Source organism: Streptomyces sp. NPDC047000, from assembly GCF_040644295.1.
Taxonomy (GTDB): Bacteria; Actinomycetota; Actinomycetes; order Streptomycetales; family Streptomycetaceae; genus Streptomyces.
The window spans coordinates 412,511-432,182 of record NZ_JBEYWE010000003.1; the positions used below are offsets into that span (position 1 = coordinate 412,511).

The window sequence follows — 19,672 nt, forward strand, 5'->3', positions numbered from 1 at the left end:
CGTGATGAAACGGACCCAGGGCCGGAGCGGAGTTGGATTCACATTGCGTTGAGTGGCGACTCATCGGCACTCAACGGCTCTCGGAAGGGTCTTGAGACGCGTTGAGTCGCGACTCAACGGACTGTGTCTCGCGCGGGGCGAGCGTGATCCCCCGGTACGTGATCACCTGACGGCCGTAGGCGTCGCGGGGGCGGGTGCGGTTGAGCTGGGGTACGACGGACAGGAGGTTGCGGCCGAACATCTGCTTCGTGCCGAGCGGGACGCCGTTGTCCTCGGCCCACTCGCGCCAGACGCTCCACAGGGTGTCGACGGGCACGCTGTATGTCGGGCCGACGGTGCATCGCTCGCGGATGAAAGCGCTGGTGGGTGAGGCGGTGTCCTGCATGGTGGCGACGGCCTCACGGCTGGAGGACGGTTCGGTGATCCGGCCGTTGCGCTGAAGGCGCGCGAGTCCGTCGAGGGCCCAGTTCAGGATGCCGGGCATCTCCGCAGTGAGCCGGTCGGTCAGGGTGGTGTCTTCCCTGCCCAGCCAGGACGCCGTCATGGTGAGCACGACGAACCGGCGGGCGATGACGCCGGAGGAGTCGCCGAAGTGCGGCAGCTCGTTGGACAGAATCATCAGCCGGGTGGGCAGCTTGCCGGTCCACAGGTCGCGGAACTTGCGGTCGATGTCGATGGTGTCCTCACCGGAGAGGGTGAGCAGCCGTTCGACCACCTGTCCGCCGTCCTTGCCGGACAGGCGGGCATCGGAGATGACGGCGAGCGGCTTGCCGATCAGGGTCGACATCCCGAAGTTCGAGCCGAGTCCGGCGAGGGTGGGCCCGGCGAGGTTCTCCTTGCCGACCAGCTCTTTCAGCACACGCGCGATGGTGCCCTTGCCGGACCGTGTCGGGCCGACCATGAGAAGGATCTTCTGTTGGTCGGTGCGGCCGGACAGGACGTAGCCGAACCATTCCTGGACCGCTCGGACGGCGTCGGGGTTGTCGGGCCAGAGCTGCGTGAGGAACCGTTCCCACGCCGGCGCGGTGGCGTGCGGGTCGTAGGCGAACGGCACGGACACGAGGTTGAAGAAGCCCGGGGTGTGCGGCAGCAGGGCGCGGTCGCGGATGCGGAGCAGCCCGTTCGCGCACGCCACGATCGGCCCGCCGTCCTCCGGCGCGTCCGGGCCGGTGGGGGTGAGCCAGGCAGGGGCGTCGGTGCCGGTGGGCAGCAGCGTCACGGCCCCGAGCGCGTCCAGAAGGTTGCCGATCTTCTGCTTCGTCGGCGCCCAGTCCCGTTCCTCGGGCTGTCCGTCCTTGCCGGGGGCGAGGTAGACGGCGTGCTCCAAACGCCGGTAGAGGTCCGCGCGCATCTGCGCGTCGTCCACCTCACGCCAGCTCGCGCCGTTCCAGCGCATCCAGGAGGCGCGCCAGCGGCGGCAGATGAGTTGTCCGTCCTCGGTCTGCCAGTCAGGCAGCAGCCGGCGCGCGACGGCGAGGGGGTTGGACGGCGGCGGCAGCTCCTCCGCCCGCGGCTCAGGACCAGGGGCAGTGGGGACGCCCTTGCGGGCGGCGCCTGTCGGCTCGCCCACGCCCATCGGGGGCGGGGCGGGTTCGGCGGCGTGCGGGCCGGTGGTGGGGCGGGTGCTCATGCGGCGGCTCCCTGGCCGGTGTCGAGTCCGTTGGCGACGGCGCGGCGGGCGTAGGGCTCCGGGACACCGACGGCGACGGCGGCGGCCACGATCTCCTCCCCGAGCACGGCGAGCCCGCAGGGGCCGGGACAGGCGGTGTGCTGGACGGCGAGGAACCGCGCGGCGCCGAACGCCTGCGACCCCGCACCCGACTCGGTCCGGGCCCGCACCAGGGCCAGGCCCCGTTCCAGGCCGGTGCGCACGAAGCGTTCGGTGTGGCGGCATCCGGTGGCGACCGACCGGTCCCACACCGGCCGTGCGAGGAGGGAAGACACCACCCCTGCCCGGGGCGGGGTGGTGTCTTCCCTCACGAGCAGGGCGCGCACGGCCGGCGGCAGTTCCGTCATGTGCCCGGTGCCGGTGCCGAGCCATCGGGCGTACTGCATGTGGGACTTGAGGTCGACGCCGGGGCGTACGGCGTTGGCGGAGCGCATCACGCCGCGGTAGATCCAGTGCTCCCCGCGGGTGGTGGGTACGGTGCGGGTGGCGGGCAGGGTGGCGTGGGCCCAGGCGACGGCGGCGGGGTCGTCGAGGTCGACGACGGTCACGCCGGCGCCGCCGGGGTGGTAGCCGACGCCATGCGCCCGCCGCCACGCCGGGGCCCATGCGGGGGAGGTGAGGGTGTGGGGGTCGGTGGTGGCGGCGGCCCATCCGTGGCAGGGGGCCGGGCACCAGCAGGGGCCCTGGGCGCGCATGTGGGGGCGGTCGCCGCACGCGCTGCCCGCGCAGTCGGGGCAGTTGCCGAACGGCCGTTTCCCCGCCCGCAGGGGCAGCACGGGCACGCCGCGGGCGGCGAGGGCGAGCGCGGTGCGCAGCGGGTCCGGCGGGGTGGGTGCTCGCCGAACGGTGGCGGGTTGGGTCATGCTGGGTGTCTCCAGTTCCTTGGTTGGTGCTGGTTGGCAAGGGCGGCCCCGCGTCATTGGCGTGAGGTGGGGGCCGCCCTTGGCGTGGCTACTGGTGGTTGATCCAGTGGGCGTACTGCTGGCGGACGTAGTGGCGCGGGTCGCAGATGACGGCCGCGTCGTCCAGGCGCATCAGTCGTTCGGCGGCCTCGGTCGCGACCTCGGCCGTGTCGTCGCCCACGTCGTGCAGGGCGATGCGGTCCAGGAGGGCGGCCTTGCGGAGCCAGAAGTCGCGCGGCAGCGCGGTGCCGAACGGCTTGCTGGCGGCCTGGTCGGCGGTCCATCCGATCTCGCGGACGATGCTCGGGGCGAGGGCGTACGCCTCTTCCGGCGTCGGCCACGGGCCGGTGTGGTGGTCGGCCGTGACGTACAGGCGCAGCCGCTCGCCGTCGCGGGTGGGGTGCCGGCGCACCGCGCCGACGGTGAAGGCTTGGGCCAGGGCCGCGCTGACGCGGTCGGTGTCGGCGGGGTCGCAGATGACGCGGATCTCGAACACGGTTCTCCTCGGTGGGGTGTTCAGCCGTGGAAGTGGCTGCGCTTGATGACGGCCTTGCGGATGTGGACCGTGCTGCCGTTCCGGCCGCCGTGGACGGCGCGGATGGGCATGCGCCAGGCGAGGACTGCGAGGGCGGCCCACATGAGGGCGCCGGAGCCGAATCCGGCGGCGGCATTGACGATCTCGCCGACGCCGTAGCCGACCCCGGCGGCCAGCGCGCCGCCGCCGATACCGGCGCCCACGAAGCGCTGCGCGACGGGGTCCAGCAGCGGGAGCGGGGTGAGGTCGCGCGGCTCGGGCATGGGCGTGGGGGGCGGGGCGAGGTGCTTGGGCATGGGGACCATGCGCCCGTAGGCGTCCGGCACCCACACCACCGGGCCGCGCTCCGCGGCGAGTTCGACGCCCGCCGGGGCGGGCTCGTAGGGGCTCAGCGGCGCCGGGACGTATGCGGGCGCGGGGACCGCGGGCGTGTCCGTCCGGGGGACGGGGAGGGGTTCGGTCATGACGGTGGGCTCCCTGCGGGTCAGTTGGCGAGGTCGTTGGCGGCGTGGGCGAACGCCTCGACGAGGGCGCGGATGGGCTCTTCGGCGCCGGTCCCGGCGGTGAAGAACCCGAACAGGAACAGCACGGCGGCGGCGCCCGCCCCGGCGGAGCGGGTGCGGACGGCGAACGCGGACGCGGTGCCGAACAGCAGCACGGCGGAGACGGTGAACAGCACGGCGGCAATCTCGCTTTCAAGCGATGGGGAGGGGTGGATAGGCTGCGGGGGCCCGGGTGCCGGCAAGCTCGGGGCGAGGACCGGCGACCGCGCCCGCCTGGCGTCTGCGTGATGCGGGGTCCGTCTCATGACGGGCGGTCGCCGGTCGCCGTGTCAGCCGGTTCCGGCGCGGTAGACGCGCGCCCAGCGGTTGTAGAGCCAGCGGCCGGCGCGGATGCGTTTGCCGGTCGCCTTGCAGCGGCGGCAGTCCTTGCCGCGCTTGAGGCGGCCCTTGCGGTCCGTCTTCAGCGCGTGGCCCATGCCGCGGCACCTGCGGCAGTCGCCGAACGGCGAGACCGCACACAGCCCGCCGTAACAGATCGTGGCGACTATCGGGCAGGCGATAGCAACGAGGATGGGGGTCATCGGGGCCCTCCGGGTGGTGTTTCGGGGGTTTGCGCAGGTGGGCCGCTATCCGCTAGCGGCCTGATCACGCGGGCTTTGGGGTGCTAGCGGGGCCGCTATCGATAGCAGGGCGTGCCGCTATCGATAGCGGCTCCGGAGCCTCAGCCCGCGTCCCGCTTTCCGTCACGCTCCGCAATCGCGGTCGTGATGTGGGAGCGGTCGATACCGCGCTTGTTGGTGAACTTGCCGCCGATGCGGCGGCCCACCTGAACCGTGGACACGCCGTGCGGCTTCAGTGCCGCGGTGAGGGCTTCGGGGTCCCAGCCGGCGTAGACCTCCGGTCGCAGGTCGGCGAGCCGGGTGACGACGGTTTCCGACCACACCTTGGCCTCGTCGGCCGGGACGACGGCGAGGATGTCGGCGAGCAGGTCGTAGGACGGGCCGGTCACCGCCTCCGGGGCCTCCCCGAGCGCGTACCCGGACAGCAGCCCGGCCGTTTCCCTGGCCTTGCGGGCGCGGGCGGCGACGGCGGCGGCGCCGGGGGCGTCCACGAAGGTTCCGGCGACGATCCGGGCGTCGGCTCCCTCGCCCACGAAGTAGTGCAGGCCCTTGTCACCCCAGGCGAACATGGTCGCCCGCACCCCGCGCTTGTAGGCGGACGTACCGAGGACCATGTCGTTCTCGGTCTGGCCCATGACCTTCATGCACCAGCGGGCGGACGCATTCGCGGAGATGCCGGTGGGCAGCGACTTGGCGTCCGGGCGCTGCGTGGCCAGCAGCAGCACGATGCCGGTGGCCGGGCCCCGCTTGACCAGGTCGGTGCCGATCTCCTCGAACTCCTTGCCGTGCTCGGGGTGCTCGAACAGCACCTGGCACTCGTCGACCCCGACCACGATCGGGTGCAGCCCGAGGGAGCGTTTGTCGGCGAGGGCGCTGGTCACCTTCGACTCGGGGCAGACATCGCGGGGCAGGGAGCGGATCACCTTGGTGCGGCGGCGCAGTTCCTCGCGCAGCGCGCGCCAGTCGGCGAGCGCGTAGCCGATGGCTTCGTCGTCGTCGCCGGCGGCGTGCCGGTGGGAGACGTTGTCGCCGACCGGGTCCAGGTCGCCGGTGCCCTTCATGTCGTAGGTGTGCAGTTCCGCCCGCGGGTCCAGCGCCGCGATCAGCAGCAGCAGCCGCAGGAGGAACGTCTTGCCCATCCGGGGGATGGCGCCGATGACCCCGGCGATGTACATGAGGGTGACGTCGACCCAGCGTCCGCGCTGGTCGGTGCCGAACGGGACGGGCTTGAACAGGTCGACCATTCCCGACTTGGCCAGCGGCCAGGCGGGTTTCTTCGCCTGGGAGAGGTCCTGGTCGCCGACCCACAGCACGAGGTGCCCGGTGTGCTCGTCGGGCACCGCCTCCGGCCACACGCAGCCCAGCGGGCGGCGCAGCCCGGACGCGAGCCGGTCCCGCTTTTCGATGATGTCGGTGACGGTGACGCCGTAGGGGAGGTTTCCCTCCGCGCGCCAGCCGGGGCCGTCGCGGGTGATCGGGGCGGTGAACTCGAACCCGTCCCGCCCCTTGCCCTGCGCCTGATTGATCGCCGGAATACCGAGCGCCCCCAGGGCCCGCAGCACGATGTCTGACGTCAGCTTGGTCGCCCGGGGCAGCTCCACCGCGCGGTGCACGACCGGGGCGTCCGCCCGACGGCCGACCGCTCCGAGCGCCATGACCAGGGCGCCGACCGACAGGGCCTGAAGCCACTCCGGGGCGAGCACGTAGACGGCCAGAGCGACGGCGAGCCCGGTGAACATGCCCAGCACCATCACCAGGGTCCGCAGCCGGACCCGGCCGTCGCGCTGCCGGGACAGCTTGAGGTATTCGGCGGCATCCTCACGCCGGACAGCGGCCAGGCGGACCGGCTCGCCCTCGCGGTCGGCCACCCACCGCATCGCGCCGCCCACGAAGCGGGCGGCCCCGGTCGGGGCCTGGAGGGCGAGCCGGGCGGCGTAGACCGGGGCACGAAGGGCGTGGTACCCGGCGGCGTGCGCGTAGTGCCGCGCCACCCACCCCGTGGCCGTCTTGAGTTCGGCGAGCGAGCGCAGCCACACCGGCACGACCGCCCGGCGCTGCGCGGCGGCGAGCCGACCGAGATAGCCGGGCCCGGCCGCGGTCGGGGTGGGCTGGTCGACCATCACGGGCGCGGTCGGGTCGCCCGACCCGTCACCCGACCGGACAGGCTCCGGGTCGGGCTGCGAGTCGGCCGACCGGTCGGCGGCGGGTCGGGCGGTCGGGTCGGGCGACCCGGTGCGGGCCGACCGGGCCTTGTCGAGGTCGACCACCTCGGCGTGCGAGTCGGCCGACAGTTCGGCTTCCAGCCGGTCGAAGAGTTCGTTGTCGTCGTCGGGGTGCTTCACTGAGGGTTCCTTCTCTCGGGAGGGACGACGGGGCCCGGTCGCGGTCTTGGCGGGTTGTGACCGGGCCCCGGTCGGCTACAGGTCGAACAGGCCGCCCTGGTCCTCACAGGCGGCGGGCAGGTGCTTGCGGGCGAGCCGGGCGGCGGCGGTGTGGCAGTCGGGGCACCACGCCCGCAGTCCGCTCGCGGGCAGTGCGGCCGCGGTGACGTCCGAAGCGAGCGGGTCGACCGGGGCGGCCATGAGCCGGACCCGTCGGCCGTGCTTACTGGTGTAGTGGTCGTGCTCGCGCGGGCAGCGCCCGCCGTCCCGTCCGTGCGGGTTGCCGCACTCCCCGCCGCACTGGCAGCGGTAGCCGGCCACCCGCATCACGGTGGTGAAGACGGCGCCGCCGACGATCGGCTGTGACCTCATGCCGCCACCCCCAGAGCCGGGCCGTCGACAGGGAGGGTGCGGTCGAGCAGGAGGTGCAGGGCGGCGGTGGCTTGGAGCGGCACCACGCCGTTGCCGAGCGCCTTCAACTGCGCCGTGCGGGACAGGTCCGGGACGGCGGTGACGTGCCCCGGGGGGAGGCCCATGAGCCATTCCACGAAGGGCGGGTTCAGCCGTCCCAGAGCGTCAACTGGCCCGGGGGCGCGGCGGCCGACGACCGTCTCCCAGCGCGCGACGGCGGGGGCGTAGGTGCCCCAATCCGGTGCGCCGCCGACGGGAGTGTCAGGTCGCCCTTGCTGCCGCGCTGGTTCGGGCCGCCCTTGCTCTCGTCCGTCGCCCTCGGTGTCGGCAGCAGCGAGCCCACCTCGGCGGCCAGGCTCCTGCCGTGCGTCCCGGCTTCCTGAGAGGGGGAGCGTTTGGTCTGCCGGTTCTCGTTCGCCGACGCCCTGGGGGTCGGCAGCAGCGAGACGACGTGGCGCAGGTTCATGCCGCCCTGCGCCGCGTGTCCGGCTCCGGTGCTCTCCGAGGTCGACGGGGTCGGCAGCAGCGACGTGACGGCGGTCGGGAGCTGTCCGCGCTGCCCACCGCCGCGCCAGTCCCGGGCCGTCGGGGTCGGCAGGCCAGGCGAGCAGGAAGAGCCGGTTGCGGCGGTGGGCTGCGCCGACGTCGGACGCGCGCAGACAGCACCACTCCGCATCGAACCCGCCGGCGGCAAGGTCGGCGAGGACGGTGTCGAATCCGAGAGAAAGGTGCCCTGCGACGTTCTCAAAGACCGCGAGCCGGGGTCGTAGAACGCCAAGGGCACGGGCGATGTACGGCCAGATGTGCCGCTCATCCTTGGTCCCCTTCCGCTTGCCCGCCGTGCTGAACGGCTGGCACGGGTAGCCCCCGGTGAGAATGTCGACCGGTCCGACGCCGTGCCAGTCCAGAGCGGTGATGTCCCCCAGGTTGGAAACCTGCGGGTGGTGGTGGGCGAGGATCAGCGCGGCGCCGGGGTCGTTGTCCGCCACCCACACCAGTTCCCCGCCGAACACCGCCCGGACGGCCATGTCCAGCCCGCCGTACCCGGTGCACACCGAGCCGATCCGCGGGCCGCTCACGCCGCCACCCCCATGCTCGGGGCGCCGGTGCGGCCGGAGCGCCGTCCGGCGACGGTGGCGAACAGCCGCCCCAGTCCCGCCCGGCGGGCGCCTGTGCGGCCCTGTTTGGCGGCGTACATCGCTTCGTCCGCCCGCCGCAGCAGCCCGGACAGGTCATCGGCGGGGAAGTCGGCAGCGCGCACCCAGCCGAGCGACACCGTGGTCCGCATGTCGGGGTCCTGCCCGTCGACCGGGCGGGCGAGGGCGTGGTGCAGCACGGCGAGCAGATCGGCGGCGGTGCCGTGCTCGTCGAGCAGGACGGCGGCGAACTCGTCGCCTCCCAGGCGTCCGGCTACCCCGGAGCGTCCGGCGTGGCGGGCGAGCCGGTCCGCGGTCGCCTTCAGCAGCGCATCCCCGGCAGCGTGCCCGAACGTGTCGTTCACCCGCTTGAAGCGGTCGACGTCGGCGAGGACGACGATCGCCCGCGGGTCCCGTAACAGGCGGGTGGCGCGGCGGGTGAAGCCGTCGCGGGTGCGCAGCCCGGTGAGCGGGTCACGCCGCGCGGTGTTCAGACAGGCGCGCAGCCACCACACGTGCGCCGCCCACCCTGCGGCGAGTGGGAGCACGGCTAACAGGACTATGACCGGGGTGTTCATGCGGCCACCTCCTCGGCCACCGCGCTGGACGCCAGCGCGGGCGCGTCGGTGTCGACGACGGGCGCGGCGGGGGTTGCGGTGGGGTCGGCGAGCAGGGCGTCACGCACCTGCCGGGCCGGGCCCGAGCCGCAGCGCAGCGCCTTGCGCAGCGCTTCGGCGTTGATCTGGTCCGTCGGCCAGTCGGCGGTGAGCGTGCGCGCTTCGGCGAGCAGCTCGCCCGCCGTGCGCTGCACCGGGGCGGGCTTGGCCTTGCCCCGCGGTTTCGGGCTGCGCGGGCGAGCCGGCCGGGGAGTCCTGGGCGCATCCGCCGGGGCGGGGGCCAGCTCCGGGACTGGGGCGGGCGTGAGGGGCGTGGGTGCCGGTGTCGGCTCCGGCGCGGCGGGGGTGAGTTCGCCCATCCGGAGCATGACCCGCTCGCGGCGTGGCGTCTTCCACCGCCACCAGGTGCCGTAGCGCTCGCGCAGGTCCGCACGGGCAAGCAGCCGCTCGCGCTCGCAGCCGAGCGCCAGGCTGTAGGAGGTGACCTCCCACAGGGTCATGCGCCGCCACAGGGCGAACGTCGACACCGGGGCGAGCACCCACCGGGAGAACCGGATCTTCTCCATCCTGCGTCCGGTGGCGGCGCCGATCCGCACGGCGTAGACGTGCGCGCCGATCTCGGAAAACACCACCCACAGCAGCGGCATGGTGCCGTGTGCGACCTTCGCCCACAGGCTGTTTCCCGCGGCCACGTTCAGGCCGCAGGTGACCAGGGTGAGCAGCCAGGGCACGAACCGCACCCACGCCAACGCCATGTCCATCCGGATCAGCAGCAGATTGGCCACGGTGAACACCGGGATCGCCGTGTCGATGCCGATCGGCAGCATCCACGGCTCGCCGAACCCCCACCGCCCGGCCGCGGCCGACACCGCGTCGAAGGAGGCGATCAGCCCGAGCGCGCCGACGCCCGCGGCGGCGAGCGCCCCGAGACCGGCCAGGCCCATCTCCGGGCGCGTCAGCGGCGGGACCGCCGCACGTCCCGTCTCGTTGCTGCTCATGCCCCGCCGCCGTTCCGGCGGCCGTGGGCCACCCAACCGGCGACCTGGAGGGCAAACCCGACCGCGGCCACGACCATCAGCGGCCGGTGCCCGGTCACCAGGGCGGTGATCGACGCGGTGAGTGCGATGACGACGCCCACCAGGACCAGGGCCAGGGCGTGAATCGTCGGGGACGGCGTCCGGGCGCTCATGCCGCACCACCGGGCACGGTCGCGGCGGCGGTGTTGGCGAGAGTCCGGCGGGCGGCGAGCACCTTGCGGCGGGCGCGGCGCAGCCGGCGGGCGTCCAGCTCGGACGGGGGGCGGTCCAGGGTGATGATCTGCGCGTCCAACAGGTCGACGCGCGCCAGGATCAGCGGCATCTCCTGCTCGATCGCGTCCAACTCCGCGGCCGTCGGCTCGCGGTCGAAGTCGTCGGCGGTAACAACCGCCCGAACAGCACCGATGTGCTTCATGGGTCGTGGTTCCTCTCGCAGGGTGAACGGCCCGAACCGCACCCTCCGGAGTTCGCCCTCCGGAGGGTGCTCGCCGTTGAAGCCGGGACGATCTCGGCTCCCCCACCCCGCCCGTACGACCGCCGCACATCGTGCGGGCCGGACGGGCGGGGGAGGCAACCGGCCGCAGCACTTCAGTGCTGCGGAATCCGGAAGAGATGGACCGGGCAGGATGCGGACGCCGGCGGCCGGTCCGTCGCGGCGGCGCCCCAGGTATGTCGTCGGTTCACACCGACCTCCAGCACGAAGCGGGACACGGCTTTCGCCGGTACGCCGTTGCCACGGAGTACCGGCCCCGAGCCGGGGGAGTCGGGCGCGTCATCGTCGCTGTTCTGACGCCAGCAGGGCGGCGCGTGGCGGGTGGCGCGCAAGGGGTCCGGTTCCCACCGATCCCCTGGCGTTTCTCCAGAGCCGACACGCAGGGCAGAACGCGTTCTCCTGCCGCGAAGGGGCCGCCAACGGCCGTCACCCGGGCCGATACGGGGACGGGGGGTCACACCCCGTCGAACTAGGCACTCTGTGGAGTTCTCAATCAACTGGCGCTTCCTTCGTACTCACCCCTGCGGGCTTTCCTCCGGGCGCGGCTTGTGCAGGCACGCCGTACGCGGCGCCCCGTCTGGGTTGCCGCATCCGGCTTGCAGTACCTGTTTTACAGGTACTGCATGAGGGTTCGTCAAGTACCGCGACGGGCCCTCTCGGTTTCGCGCCGGAACTTCTTGGCGCACATTCAGAATCGCTGCTGGTCAGGGGAGTTGGGCACCCCATGCGTGGACAGCTGTGCGACTTGTGGCTACGGTCAAGAGGTCCCTAGAAGTCCCTACGGGGGTGCAGATGTCGAACGAGCGTTTACGGTCCGCCCTGCTCGCGCGTGGTATGACCGTGCAGGGTCTCGCTGAAGCGATCGAGGTCAGTCCGAAGACGGTCGAACGCTGGATCACGCAGGGCAAGGTGCCGTACCGGCGTCACCAGTACGCGACGGCGGCAGTGCTCAAGGTCGACGTGACAACGCTCTGGGACGACGACCGTGCGGTCGAGAGTGCGACGGATCTGTCCAAGGCGGAGATCGTGGCCGTCTACCCGCACCGGCACACCGTGCCGTCTGGGCTCTGGCGTGACATCTATGCGCGAGCGGAGGCCAACCTAGACGTTCTGGTCTACTCCGGGCTCTTCCTGTCCGAAGATCCGTTGTTCCACGATCTTCTGAAGAAGAAGGTCCGAGGGTCGACCCAAGTGCGCATCCTGCTGGGGGACCCGGACTGTGAGGCCGTCCGGCAACGCGGTGTCGACGAAGGACACCGGATCATGGACGGCAAGATCCGTAATGCGTTGGTGAACTACCGGCCACTCTTCGCGAGCCACCCCGAGATCGGGTTCAGGCTCCATGCGACGACGCTCTACAACTCCATCTATCGGTCCGATGACGAGATGCTCGTGAACCCCCACGTCTACGGGATCGGCGCCTACATGGCGCCCGTGTTCCACCTGCGGCGGTTGCCGGGCGGCGGCCTGTTCGACACCTATGCGAATAGCATCGAACAGACCTGGGGCGGTGCCCGCCAGGTCACGGACCAAGACATCACAGGAGTCTGAGCATGGGACGAATCGACTACCTCCATGACCCTGCTGCCCCGCCGGCCAACTCGGTCGTGCCCTCCGTCGTCGCGTTCGTGCAGAACGAGGCGGGGCACGTGCTGATGATCCAGCGCTCCGACAACGGGCGGTGGGCTCTGCCCGGCGGCGGACACGACGTCGGGGAGTCCATCAGCGACACCGTCGTACGGGAAGTCTGGGAAGAGACCGGCATCAAGGCGGAAGTCGTCGACGTCACGGGGCTCTACACCGACCCCGGCCACGTGATGCAGTACGACGACGGGGAGGTGAGGCAGCAGTTCAGCATCTGCTTCCGCGCGCGGCCGGTCGGGGGCGAACTCCGGACCAGCGATGAGACGACTCAGGTCCGCTGGGTCGACCCCGCGGACCTGACGGCGCTGGACGTCCACCCGACCATGCGGCTCCGCATCGAGCACGCCATGGACCGGGCGAGGACGGTGCCCTACATCGGCTGACGCTTGGCCGCGGCAACCCGTTCGAGGACGCGGGACGTGCACATATGGATCTCGGGTTCCGCGCGTCGGATGAACTTCCCGATCAGGCTGTCGGGCCCGTACCGTCCCGCAATCTCGTTGATCCTGTCGACAGGATTGGTCGGCGTGCCGTCCGGCGTGGTGTTCATGTCGCAGTAGCACAGGGCGTCATTCAGGTGCTCACTCTCGCGCGAGAACTCGCCCTCCAGCTCCTCGCGCATACCGCGGGCCTCCGCCTCCATCCACGCGCCGGAGTGGTGGGCAACCAGGTTGACGACCCGCTTGTCCGCCCCGGCCACGTCCCGGAGATAGCGTGCGCCGTCCAGCGGGTGAAAACCCGTCTTGGCCAGATCCGGCGCATACCCGATGTCGTGCAGGACTGCCGCGGCCTCCAGTAGATCCGCGTCCTGGTCAAGGATGAGCGCGAGGGTGCGCGCTCGCTCTGCGACCCCGAGACAATGTCGCCAACGGCGCGGCAGAGGTTCGGCGAGTAGGGACTCCGCCAGGGGATAGGCCCACTCTGTCAACTTCGGCAAGCTAGGAACGCTCCTCTCGCGTCGGCACGGTACGGACGGTCCGCACCTTGCCCTGTCCTCCCCCCGCCAGGACGCCGGCGGTCTCCAACTTCTCCAGTGCCTTGGTCACAGTGGGACGGGATACCCCGAACCGATCGGCCAGCGCGGAAGCGCTCGGGAAGGCTTCCCCTGCTTCGAGTCCCTCAGCCGTGATGATGTCCGCGATCTGCTGATCGAGCGGGCGCCGGTCCACTCCTGCACCCGTGCGTACGACACGCCACCGACCCCCCGGCGCTGGTTCGGCCACGCCTTCCTGCCTCAGCACACCGAACGCGCGGAGGGCGACCCCACGCGAGACCTTGTGGTCATTCATGACTTCAGCCAGGGAGGGAAGTTGCGTCATGTCTGGGTCGGCCTGGATCAGGGCTCTCACTGCGTCTGCGACCTTCAAGAAGGTCCCCCGGGGGCTCGCTGGCTGCGACACGTACTGTCCCTCCCTGCCTGGCTCACGGTCCGGCTCAAGCTTCCCACGTCCTGAAGGCGATGCGGCAGGCGGCCGAAGCGACATTTTCCGGTTCGGGATCTCAAAAATCAGGAATTCGATCAAGTCGGTGAATTCGCGCTTTACGGTAAAGGTAGAAAGGGTCCGTGTCGGGGACGTCGGCGTACCAGCGATAGGCGAATCCGATGAACCCAATGGATAGTGTGCTGTCAAAACCGGCGAGTGTCTTCTTGTGTCGATTTACACGACCTGTCATCGGTCCGATCCATACCCCGAACGGGTCACATTTTACTCCCGAAATTTGTCGTTGTGCGCGATATACGAGGGGATTTTTGAAGGCGCAGACATGGAAATTATTTAGGAAGTTGGCTCCGTTTAGAAAATCGGAGAACGCTGGCGGTACGGGAAAGCCGTCATTCGCGATCCGGCATCCAGCGTGCTTGACGATGTACCGAGCCAGGTTTAGCACCTCGTCTCCCCAGTTCGCACCGTAGATCTGATGCATGTCGATGTAGCGTGCCCGCCACAGGCTCTTTTGTCGCTGCCAGACGTAGTCGCTAAACTTTTCGTAGGCAAAATCAAATTTTTGGCTACGTGAATTATTGCAGTTTGCGCAAAGGTTGGCGCTGAATTTTACCTTGTCGCTCTTCCGTAGCGAGCGAACGTTGGCTTGAGTTTCGCCGTCTCCCCAAATTAGCGGCTCGGAACTGTCGACCGAGAGTCGTTTAAGGTCGCTAAGCTTGAACTTGTGCTCGCGAGTACCGGCGACTGCCCCACACCACCAGCACAGCCCGGAAGGTGGGATTCGGCAAGCTGCCAAATCGGACTCAGAAGCGAAATCATCCACCGATGGCTCCTTCTTGCTGGCGTCTTCCTAATCCTACCCACCTCCTTAAGGGGGGTCGTGCTTTTCCGGTGAGGGAACAAGCGGGAGCGTCGTGCTGCTCGGCGTGAGTCGAGCGTCGCAGGTAGTCGCGGGGTTGGGACTGGAGGTCTGGGGCGAGGCGGCGGGGTGGTTGAGATACAACGAGCGGTCTCAATTGCGGTCTCAACTGACTGTTGGTCCGCCGTGCTCTGCTCGCGTCCACGGTCGTCCATCCCCGCCGTTGACCTGCATCTTCCCCACAGTCGCAGATGTCCACGGACGCCCACGGACCAAGATCGGACAACTCGTAATGCGTAGGTCTCGGGTTCGAATCCCGAAGGCGGCTCTGTGGAAAGGCCCAGCTCCGTATCCCTGAGCTGGGCCTTTTCTCTTGGTATTTCGGCCGTGGCGGCGATCGGCGGACGTTCGGTGGTCTCAACCGTGCCGGCCCGTCGCCTCAGTGGGTGACGAGATCCGTGCCTTCGTCCTCGGGTGACCGAGGGGTCACCTGGGGAGCTTCGTCGTGCCCGGACTGCCCGTGCTGCCGGCCCGCCGTGCTCTCGCGGACGATGAGCCGGTGCGGGGCCCGGATCTCCAGGCCCGGTACGGGGGACGGGCTGGTGATGCGGGTGAGGAGCCGGTCGACCGCCGTTTCCGCGATGAGCTTCTTGTCCGGTGAGATCGTCGTGACGGACGGGCTGGCGTACCTGCCGTCCTCGATGTCGTCGTAGCCGACGATGGCGATGTCCTCGGGGACGCGCAGTCCGCGGGAGGCCAGGGTGTGCAGGGCGCCCAGGGCGACCAGGTCGCTGTAGCAGAAGACCGCGTCCGGCGGCTTCTCCAGGTCGAGGAGATGTGCCATGGCGGCGGCGCCGTCGGGGCGGTTGAAGCGTGGTGTGGAGACGACGAGGTCCTCGTGGACCGGCAGTCCGGCGCGCTCGTGGGCCAGCCGGAAGCCGCGGGTACGCAGCTGGGCCGCCTCGCCGGTGCGGTACGGCTGGTCGCCGATCGCCGCGATGCGGCGCCGGCCGAGGCCGATCAGGTGCTCCGTGGCCTCCCGGGACGCGGTGACGTCGTCGATCCCGACATGGTCGAAGGTGCCGTCGCTGACCCGTTCGCCGAGGACGACGAGCGGCAGGCCGGGGTCCCTGGCCGACAGGTCCGCCTGGGCCAGGCCCAGGGGGCTGAAGATCACGCCGTCGAAGAGCAGCCGCGCGGAGCCGTGCGTGAGGAACAGCTTCTCGTGCTCCGCGTCGCCGTCGGTCTGGTCGATCAGGACGTTGTAGCCCTGGACGCGGGCGGCGCGGATGATGCCCTGCAACAGCTCGGAGAAGTACGGCGTGTCCAGGTACGGCACGACCACCGCGATCTGCCCGGAGCGTCCGGCGGCGAGGTTGCGGGCCAGTACGTTGGGCCGGTAGCCGAGTTCGTCCACGGCCTGCTGCACACGGGCGCGGGTGGCCTCGGCGACCCGGGCGTAGCCGTTGACGACGTTGGACACGGTGCGGCTGGAGACGCCGGCGCGCAGCGCCACATCGCGGAGGGTGACGTCTCTTCCCATGGCTCACCTTTTGCCGGATCTGTCGTATTGCGGCGCTGAAAGTTTCTTCGCGTTTCCGCGAAGTTACCTATTGCAGCGCGGCAAGGTGTTGGGCAAGACTTCTGCAGCGCTGCAAAAAGCGTAACAGAGCCGGTCCGGCTGCCCGATCAAGCAGTGCTGTGATCAGGGAGACACCTGTCCCCTGACCTGCGTCCCGAACGTCGTTCGAGATATCGAACATGCTGAAGCGGTCGCGCTTCACGGCGCCGTCGCTCCGTCATCCACTCCTCCGCCCCCGTCCCCGCCCCCGTCCCCGCCCCCGTACTCCGCCCTCCCCGCCCCCCATACCCCGCCCCCCATACCCCTCGCCCCGCAGCACCTGACCGAGGAGAACGACGATGTCTTCCAGCAGACTGCATCCCCTGGGCGGCTCGCGCCGCGCAGCCCGTCCCGTCCGACGCCGGGTCATGACCGCGGCGGTGTCCACCGCCGTGGTGACGGCGCTCCTCGCCGCCTGCGGCGGCGGTGGTGGCGGCAGCGGTTCGGGTGCCTCCGGGAACGGCCCGGTGCACATCAAGGTGTGGGCCTGGTACCCCGACTTCAAGCAGGTCGTGGCCGAGTTCAACAGGACGCACAAGGACGTCCAGGTCGACTGGGTGCAGGCCGGCGTCGGCCAGGACGAGTACACCAAGCTCAAGACGGTGCTCAAGGCCGGGCAGGGCGCACCGGACGTCGTCATGCTGGAGTTCCAGGAGCTGCCGACCATCCAGCTCACCAAGGGCCTGCTCGACATGAGCAAGTACGGCGCCAACGACGACAAGGCGAACTACGTGGACTGGGCCTGGAAGCAGGTCTCCGACGGCGACCAGGTCTACGCCATCCCCGTCGACGCCGGTCCCATGGCGATGCTCTACCGGGCGGACCTCTTCAAGAAGTACGGCCTGAAGGTCCCGACGACCTGGGCGGAGTACAAGGAGGAGGCCGTCAAGCTGCACAAGGCCGATCCCAAGGCGTACATCACCGACTTCGGCAGCGACGAGTCGGCCGCGGGCTGGCTCCAGGGTCTGCAGTGGCAGGCCGGCTCCCGCCCGTACGACTACTCGGCGAGCAAGCTGCCGGACATCGGGGTCAAGCTGAACGACGCCGGTGCCAAGCAGGTGTACGACTACTGGGGCGACCTGGTGAAGAACAAGCTCGTGGACACCGCGTCGTACGCGACCACCGACTTCTACAACGGGCTCAGCAGCGGCAAGTACGTCACCTACCTCGCCGCGGGCTGGGGTCCCGGCTACCTCTCCAGCGTGGCGAAGAAGACCTCGGGCAAGTGGCGCGCGGCTCCGCTGCCGCAGTGGACGGCCGGTGCCAACGCCCAGGGCGACTGGGGCGGTTCGTCCTTCTCGGTCACCAAGCAGACCCAGCACCCCAAGGAGGCCACCCAGGTCGCCCGGGAACTGTTCGGCACCTCGCAGGCCGCCTGGAAGATCGGCATCGACCAGGCCTACCTCTTCCCGACCGTCAAACCCATCCTGAACGGCGCGTACTTCAACGACAAGAAGTACGACTTCTTCGGCGGCCAGCAGGTCAACAAGATATTCGTGCCCGCCGCCAACAGCATCGGGACCTTCGACTGGAGCCCGTTCCAGGACTACTCCTACAACACGCAGACCACCGAGGTCGGCAAGGCCATCCAGGGCGGGACCCCGTGGTCGTCCGTCGCGGACAACATCCAGCAGCTGGTGTCCTCCTACGCGAGCAAGCAGGGATTCAAGGTCAGCAAGTAGTCCCGCCTGCCCCGGTGTCCCTCCGAACCGCCCCCGTCCGCGCCGTCGCGCTCCGTGTCCCGCCGGCGGGGGCCTCCAGACGCGCAAGGAGTTCTCCATGAACCCGCTCAGGCAGGGAGCCGCGGCGGACGCCGCGTCCGTGCCCCCCGACCCGCCGGTCCGGAGGGGCCGCGACGCCCGCGCCACCCGCGCCACCCGCGACGCCGCGACGGCCGGCGGGAACCGCGGACCGCTCACCGGCCGGCGGCTGTCCTCCCGTACCCGGCACAAGGCGATGGGCCTGTTCCTGGTGACCCCGTTCACCCTGCTGTTCCTCGCCTTCCTGGTGGCTCCGCTCGGCTACGCGTTCTGGCTGAGTCTGCGCACCTCCACCCTGGTCGGCGGCGACCACTTCAGCTGGTTCGCCAACTACCGGCAGGCGTTCACGGACCATCAGTTCCTGTCCGGGCTGGCCCGGGTGGCGGTCTTCGGCCTCGTGCAGATCCCGCTGATGCTGGGTCTCGCACTCCTCGGGGCCCTGCTCATCGACGAGATCGGCAGCCGCCTCGCCAAGGTCTTCCGGATGACCCTGTTCATGCCGTACGCCGTGCCCGCGGTGATCGGCGCCCTGATGTGGGGCTTCCTCTACAGCCCGACGTTCGGCCCCGTACAGTCGGTCAGCAGCGCGCTGGGCCTGGGCTCGGTCGACCTGCTGTCCCACAGCCTGATGCTCACCTCACTGGGCAACATCGTGACCTGGCAGTGGACCGGCTACAACATGATCGTCCTCTACGCGGCCCTGCAGGGCCTGCCCCGTGAGGTCTACGAGGCGGCGAAGCTCGACGGGGCCGGCCCGGTGCAGACGGCGCTGCGCGTCAAGGTCCCGATGATCTCCTCGGCGCTGGTGCTCACACTGATGTTCACCATCATCGGCACGCTCCAGTTCTTCACCGAGCCGCGCGTCCTCCGGCCCATCGCGTCCTCGGTGATCACCCCGGACTACACGCCGAACCTCTACGCCTACAACCTCGCCTTCCAGTACTCCGAGTTCAACTACTCCGCCGCGATCTCCTTCGCCCTCGGCGCGGCGGTCTTCGTCGGCTCCTACGTGTTCCTGTTCGCCGCACGCCGAAGGAGCGGACTGAAGTGACGAGCGCCGTAGCCACTCCCGGCACCCCCGCCGCCCCCGCCGTTCCCACGGCCCGTCCGGGGCGCCGCAGGCCGCGCGTCTCCACGGGGCGCGTCACCGTCAACGTGGTGATGGTGGCGATGATCCTCTACTTCCTGATGCCGTTCTGGTGGCTGGCGGTCGCCTCCACCAAGAACACCGACGCGCTGTTCTCCACCGCCGCCCTGTGGTTCCACTCGCCGGGATCCTTCTTCGACAACCTCCGGCAGTTGTTCACCTACAACGACGGCGAGTACCTGCGCTGGCTGGGCAACACGGCCGTCTACGCGGGCGTCAGCGGCGTCGGCGCCACCGCGGTGGCCACCCTCGCCGGGTACGCGTTCGCCAAGTACCGCTTCCCCGGCCGGAACCTGCTGTTCTCCACGCTGCTCGGCGCGATCATGGTCCCCGCGACGGCGCTGGCCATCCCCACCTATCTGCTGCTGAGCAAGGTGGCCCTGACGGACACCATGTGGGCGGTCATCCTGCCCTCGCTGCTCAACCCGTTCGGCGTCTACCTGGTGCGGGTGTACGTCCAGGAGTCCCTGCCCGACGAACTGCTCGAGGCGGCCCGCGTCGACGGGGCCGGTGAGATGCGCGTGCTGTTCAGCGTCGCGCTGCCCACGCTGCGGCCCGCGCTGGTGACCGTGCTGCTGTTCTCCGTGGTCGGCACCTGGAACAACTTCTTCCTGCCGCTGGTGATGCTCAACAACGACAAGTTGTTCCCGCTCACCGTCGGCCTGCAGTCCTGGTACGCGGGTGCGATGGTGCAGAGCGGTGCCAACGTGCTGTTCACGCTGGTGGTCGTGGGGTCGCTGGTGGCGATCCTGCCCCTGATCGCCACGTTCCTCCTCCTCCAGCGGTACTGGCGCGGCGGTCTGACCGTCGGCAGCCTCAAGTAGCCCCGGCCCGGGCCCCTTCCCCCCACCCACCCACCCACCTCACGCGTCCCTTCCCCTCCTCTCCCCTCCTC

22 protein-coding genes are annotated in these 19,672 nt (G+C 70.2%); 5 read left to right on the forward strand and 17 right to left on the reverse strand.

Features of this window, described 5'->3' with window-relative positions; translation table 11 throughout:
* Positions 1–70: 70 nt before the first annotated feature.
* From ABZ862_RS08285 to ABZ862_RS08345, 13 genes are all read right to left on the reverse strand, one after another.
* Positions 71–1,630, reverse strand: coding sequence for a phage/plasmid primase, P4 family (locus ABZ862_RS08285; protein ID WP_360954212.1), 1,560 nt, complete (start codon positions 1,628–1,630; stop codon positions 71–73).
* A complete protein-coding gene (locus ABZ862_RS08290; RefSeq protein WP_360954215.1) occupies positions 1,627–2,532 on the reverse strand; it encodes a bifunctional DNA primase/polymerase in 906 nt (301 codons plus the stop codon). Before ABZ862_RS08290 ends, ABZ862_RS08285 begins: the two co-directional genes overlap by 4 nt.
* Positions 2,533–2,620: 88 nt before the next feature.
* Positions 2,621–3,067, reverse strand: a complete 447-nt coding sequence (locus tag ABZ862_RS08295) for a hypothetical protein (RefSeq protein WP_360954218.1) — start codon at positions 3,065–3,067, stop codon at positions 2,621–2,623.
* A gap of 20 nt (positions 3,068–3,087) precedes the next feature.
* Positions 3,088–3,570, reverse strand: a complete 483-nt coding sequence (locus ABZ862_RS08300) for a hypothetical protein (protein WP_360954221.1) — start codon at positions 3,568–3,570, stop codon at positions 3,088–3,090.
* A 20-nt stretch (positions 3,571–3,590) separates the two neighbouring features.
* Positions 3,591–3,785, reverse strand: a complete 195-nt coding sequence (locus ABZ862_RS08305; protein ID WP_360954224.1) for a hypothetical protein — start codon at positions 3,783–3,785, stop codon at positions 3,591–3,593.
* A gap of 153 nt (positions 3,786–3,938) precedes the next feature.
* Positions 3,939–4,190 (reverse strand): hypothetical protein, encoded by a 252-nt coding sequence (locus ABZ862_RS08310; RefSeq protein WP_360954227.1) that lies wholly within the window; start codon positions 4,188–4,190, stop codon positions 3,939–3,941.
* Positions 4,191–4,330: 140 nt separating this feature from the next.
* The gene (locus tag ABZ862_RS08315) at positions 4,331–6,571 is read right to left on the reverse strand and encodes a cell division protein FtsK (RefSeq protein ID WP_360954234.1); all 2,241 of its coding nucleotides are present in this window, start codon (positions 6,569–6,571) and stop codon (positions 4,331–4,333) included.
* 75 nt (positions 6,572–6,646) lie between these two features.
* Positions 6,647–6,982: a hypothetical protein gene (locus ABZ862_RS08320; protein ID WP_360954237.1), complete on the reverse strand. Its 336-nt coding sequence runs from the start codon at positions 6,980–6,982 to the stop codon at positions 6,647–6,649.
* Positions 6,979–8,100 (reverse strand): DNA cytosine methyltransferase, encoded by a 1,122-nt coding sequence (locus ABZ862_RS08325; RefSeq protein ID WP_360954240.1) that lies wholly within the window; start codon positions 8,098–8,100, stop codon positions 6,979–6,981. The genes ABZ862_RS08320 and ABZ862_RS08325 overlap by 4 nt, the downstream gene beginning before the upstream one ends.
* Positions 8,097–8,735, reverse strand: coding sequence for a GGDEF domain-containing protein (locus ABZ862_RS08330; RefSeq protein WP_360954243.1), 639 nt, complete (start codon positions 8,733–8,735; stop codon positions 8,097–8,099). The genes ABZ862_RS08325 and ABZ862_RS08330 overlap by 4 nt, the downstream gene beginning before the upstream one ends.
* On the reverse strand, positions 8,732–9,772 hold the full coding sequence (locus ABZ862_RS08335; RefSeq protein WP_360954246.1) for a DUF2637 domain-containing protein: 1,041 nt from the start codon (positions 9,770–9,772) through the stop codon (positions 8,732–8,734). Before ABZ862_RS08335 ends, ABZ862_RS08330 begins: the two co-directional genes overlap by 4 nt.
* Positions 9,769–9,963: a hypothetical protein gene (locus ABZ862_RS08340; protein WP_360954249.1), complete on the reverse strand. Its 195-nt coding sequence runs from the start codon at positions 9,961–9,963 to the stop codon at positions 9,769–9,771. The genes ABZ862_RS08335 and ABZ862_RS08340 overlap by 4 nt, the downstream gene beginning before the upstream one ends.
* A complete protein-coding gene (locus ABZ862_RS08345) occupies positions 9,960–10,226 on the reverse strand; it encodes a DUF6284 family protein (protein ID WP_360954252.1) in 267 nt (88 codons plus the stop codon). Before ABZ862_RS08345 ends, ABZ862_RS08340 begins: the two co-directional genes overlap by 4 nt.
* Positions 10,227–11,096: 870 nt before the next feature.
* Between ABZ862_RS08345 and ABZ862_RS08350 the strand changes: the two genes are divergently transcribed.
* Positions 11,097–11,855, forward strand: a complete 759-nt coding sequence (locus ABZ862_RS08350) for a helix-turn-helix transcriptional regulator (RefSeq protein ID WP_360954255.1) — start codon at positions 11,097–11,099, stop codon at positions 11,853–11,855.
* A 2-nt stretch (positions 11,856–11,857) separates the two neighbouring features.
* Complete coding sequence (locus ABZ862_RS08355) at positions 11,858–12,331, forward strand: NUDIX domain-containing protein (RefSeq protein ID WP_360954258.1); 474 nt, start codon at positions 11,858–11,860, stop codon at positions 12,329–12,331.
* Here the strand turns inward: ABZ862_RS08355 and ABZ862_RS08360 are convergent.
* The 4 genes from ABZ862_RS08360 to ABZ862_RS08375 all read right to left on the reverse strand — a co-directional run bounded on the left by ABZ862_RS08360 (position 12,319) and on the right by ABZ862_RS08375 (position 15,792).
* Positions 12,319–12,885 carry an HD domain-containing protein gene (locus ABZ862_RS08360; protein ID WP_360954261.1) on the reverse strand — a complete coding sequence of 189 codons (567 nt, stop codon included), beginning with the start codon at positions 12,883–12,885 and terminating at the stop codon, positions 12,319–12,321. The two genes, ABZ862_RS08355 and ABZ862_RS08360, sit on opposite strands and share 13 nt — an antisense overlap.
* A gap of 1 nt (position 12,886) precedes the next feature.
* Positions 12,887–13,432, reverse strand: coding sequence for a GntR family transcriptional regulator (locus ABZ862_RS08365; RefSeq protein WP_360954536.1), 546 nt, complete (start codon positions 13,430–13,432; stop codon positions 12,887–12,889).
* A gap of 16 nt (positions 13,433–13,448) precedes the next feature.
* The gene (locus ABZ862_RS08370; RefSeq protein WP_360954264.1) at positions 13,449–14,213 is read right to left on the reverse strand and encodes a hypothetical protein; all 765 of its coding nucleotides are present in this window, start codon (positions 14,211–14,213) and stop codon (positions 13,449–13,451) included.
* Between the two features lie 475 nt (positions 14,214–14,688).
* A complete protein-coding gene (locus ABZ862_RS08375) occupies positions 14,689–15,792 on the reverse strand; it encodes a LacI family DNA-binding transcriptional regulator (RefSeq protein ID WP_360954267.1) in 1,104 nt (367 codons plus the stop codon).
* 377 nt (positions 15,793–16,169) lie between these two features.
* Here ABZ862_RS08375 and ABZ862_RS08380 point away from each other — a divergent pair, with 377 nt between their 5' ends.
* The 3 genes from ABZ862_RS08380 (at position 16,170) to ABZ862_RS08390 (ending at position 19,601) form a co-directional block, all read left to right on the forward strand.
* On the forward strand, positions 16,170–17,552 hold the full coding sequence (locus ABZ862_RS08380; RefSeq protein WP_360954270.1) for an extracellular solute-binding protein: 1,383 nt from the start codon (positions 16,170–16,172) through the stop codon (positions 17,550–17,552).
* A 97-nt stretch (positions 17,553–17,649) separates the two neighbouring features.
* Positions 17,650–18,681, forward strand: coding sequence for a sugar ABC transporter permease (locus ABZ862_RS08385; protein WP_360954273.1), 1,032 nt, complete (start codon positions 17,650–17,652; stop codon positions 18,679–18,681).
* On the forward strand, positions 18,678–19,601 hold the full coding sequence (locus ABZ862_RS08390; protein WP_360954276.1) for a carbohydrate ABC transporter permease: 924 nt from the start codon (positions 18,678–18,680) through the stop codon (positions 19,599–19,601). Before ABZ862_RS08385 ends, ABZ862_RS08390 begins: the two co-directional genes overlap by 4 nt.
* Positions 19,602–19,672: the final 71 nt, after the last annotated feature.

What these genes read in the sequence shown, in the direction of transcription:
- ABZ862_RS08285 (WP_360954212.1), bottom strand. Translation starts at nt 1,630, where the DNA reads ATGAGCACCCGCCCCACCACCGGCCCGCACGCCGCCGAACCCGCCCCG.
- ABZ862_RS08290 (WP_360954215.1), bottom strand. Translation starts at nt 2,532, where the DNA reads ATGACCCAACCCGCCACCGTTCGGCGAGCACCCACCCCGCCGGACCCG.
- ABZ862_RS08300 (WP_360954221.1), bottom strand. Translation starts at nt 3,570, where the DNA reads ATGACCGAACCCCTCCCCGTCCCCCGGACGGACACGCCCGCGGTCCCC.
- ABZ862_RS08310 (WP_360954227.1), bottom strand. Translation starts at nt 4,190, where the DNA reads ATGACCCCCATCCTCGTTGCTATCGCCTGCCCGATAGTCGCCACGATC.
- ABZ862_RS08320 (WP_360954237.1), bottom strand. Translation starts at nt 6,982, where the DNA reads ATGAGGTCACAGCCGATCGTCGGCGGCGCCGTCTTCACCACCGTGATG.
- ABZ862_RS08330 (WP_360954243.1), bottom strand. Translation starts at nt 8,735, where the DNA reads ATGAACACCCCGGTCATAGTCCTGTTAGCCGTGCTCCCACTCGCCGCA.
- ABZ862_RS08335 (WP_360954246.1), bottom strand. Translation starts at nt 9,772, where the DNA reads ATGAGCAGCAACGAGACGGGACGTGCGGCGGTCCCGCCGCTGACGCGC.
- ABZ862_RS08340 (WP_360954249.1), bottom strand. Translation starts at nt 9,963, where the DNA reads ATGAGCGCCCGGACGCCGTCCCCGACGATTCACGCCCTGGCCCTGGTC.
- ABZ862_RS08345 (WP_360954252.1), bottom strand. Translation starts at nt 10,226, where the DNA reads ATGAAGCACATCGGTGCTGTTCGGGCGGTTGTTACCGCCGACGACTTC.
- ABZ862_RS08350 (WP_360954255.1), top strand. Translation starts at nt 11,097, where the DNA reads ATGTCGAACGAGCGTTTACGGTCCGCCCTGCTCGCGCGTGGTATGACC.
- ABZ862_RS08355 (WP_360954258.1), top strand. Translation starts at nt 11,858, where the DNA reads ATGGGACGAATCGACTACCTCCATGACCCTGCTGCCCCGCCGGCCAAC.
- ABZ862_RS08365 (WP_360954536.1), bottom strand. Translation starts at nt 13,432, where the DNA reads ATGTCGCTTCGGCCGCCTGCCGCATCGCCTTCAGGACGTGGGAAGCTT.
- ABZ862_RS08375 (WP_360954267.1), bottom strand. Translation starts at nt 15,792, where the DNA reads ATGGGAAGAGACGTCACCCTCCGCGATGTGGCGCTGCGCGCCGGCGTC.
- ABZ862_RS08380 (WP_360954270.1), top strand. Translation starts at nt 16,170, where the DNA reads ATGTCTTCCAGCAGACTGCATCCCCTGGGCGGCTCGCGCCGCGCAGCC.
- ABZ862_RS08385 (WP_360954273.1), top strand. Translation starts at nt 17,650, where the DNA reads ATGAACCCGCTCAGGCAGGGAGCCGCGGCGGACGCCGCGTCCGTGCCC.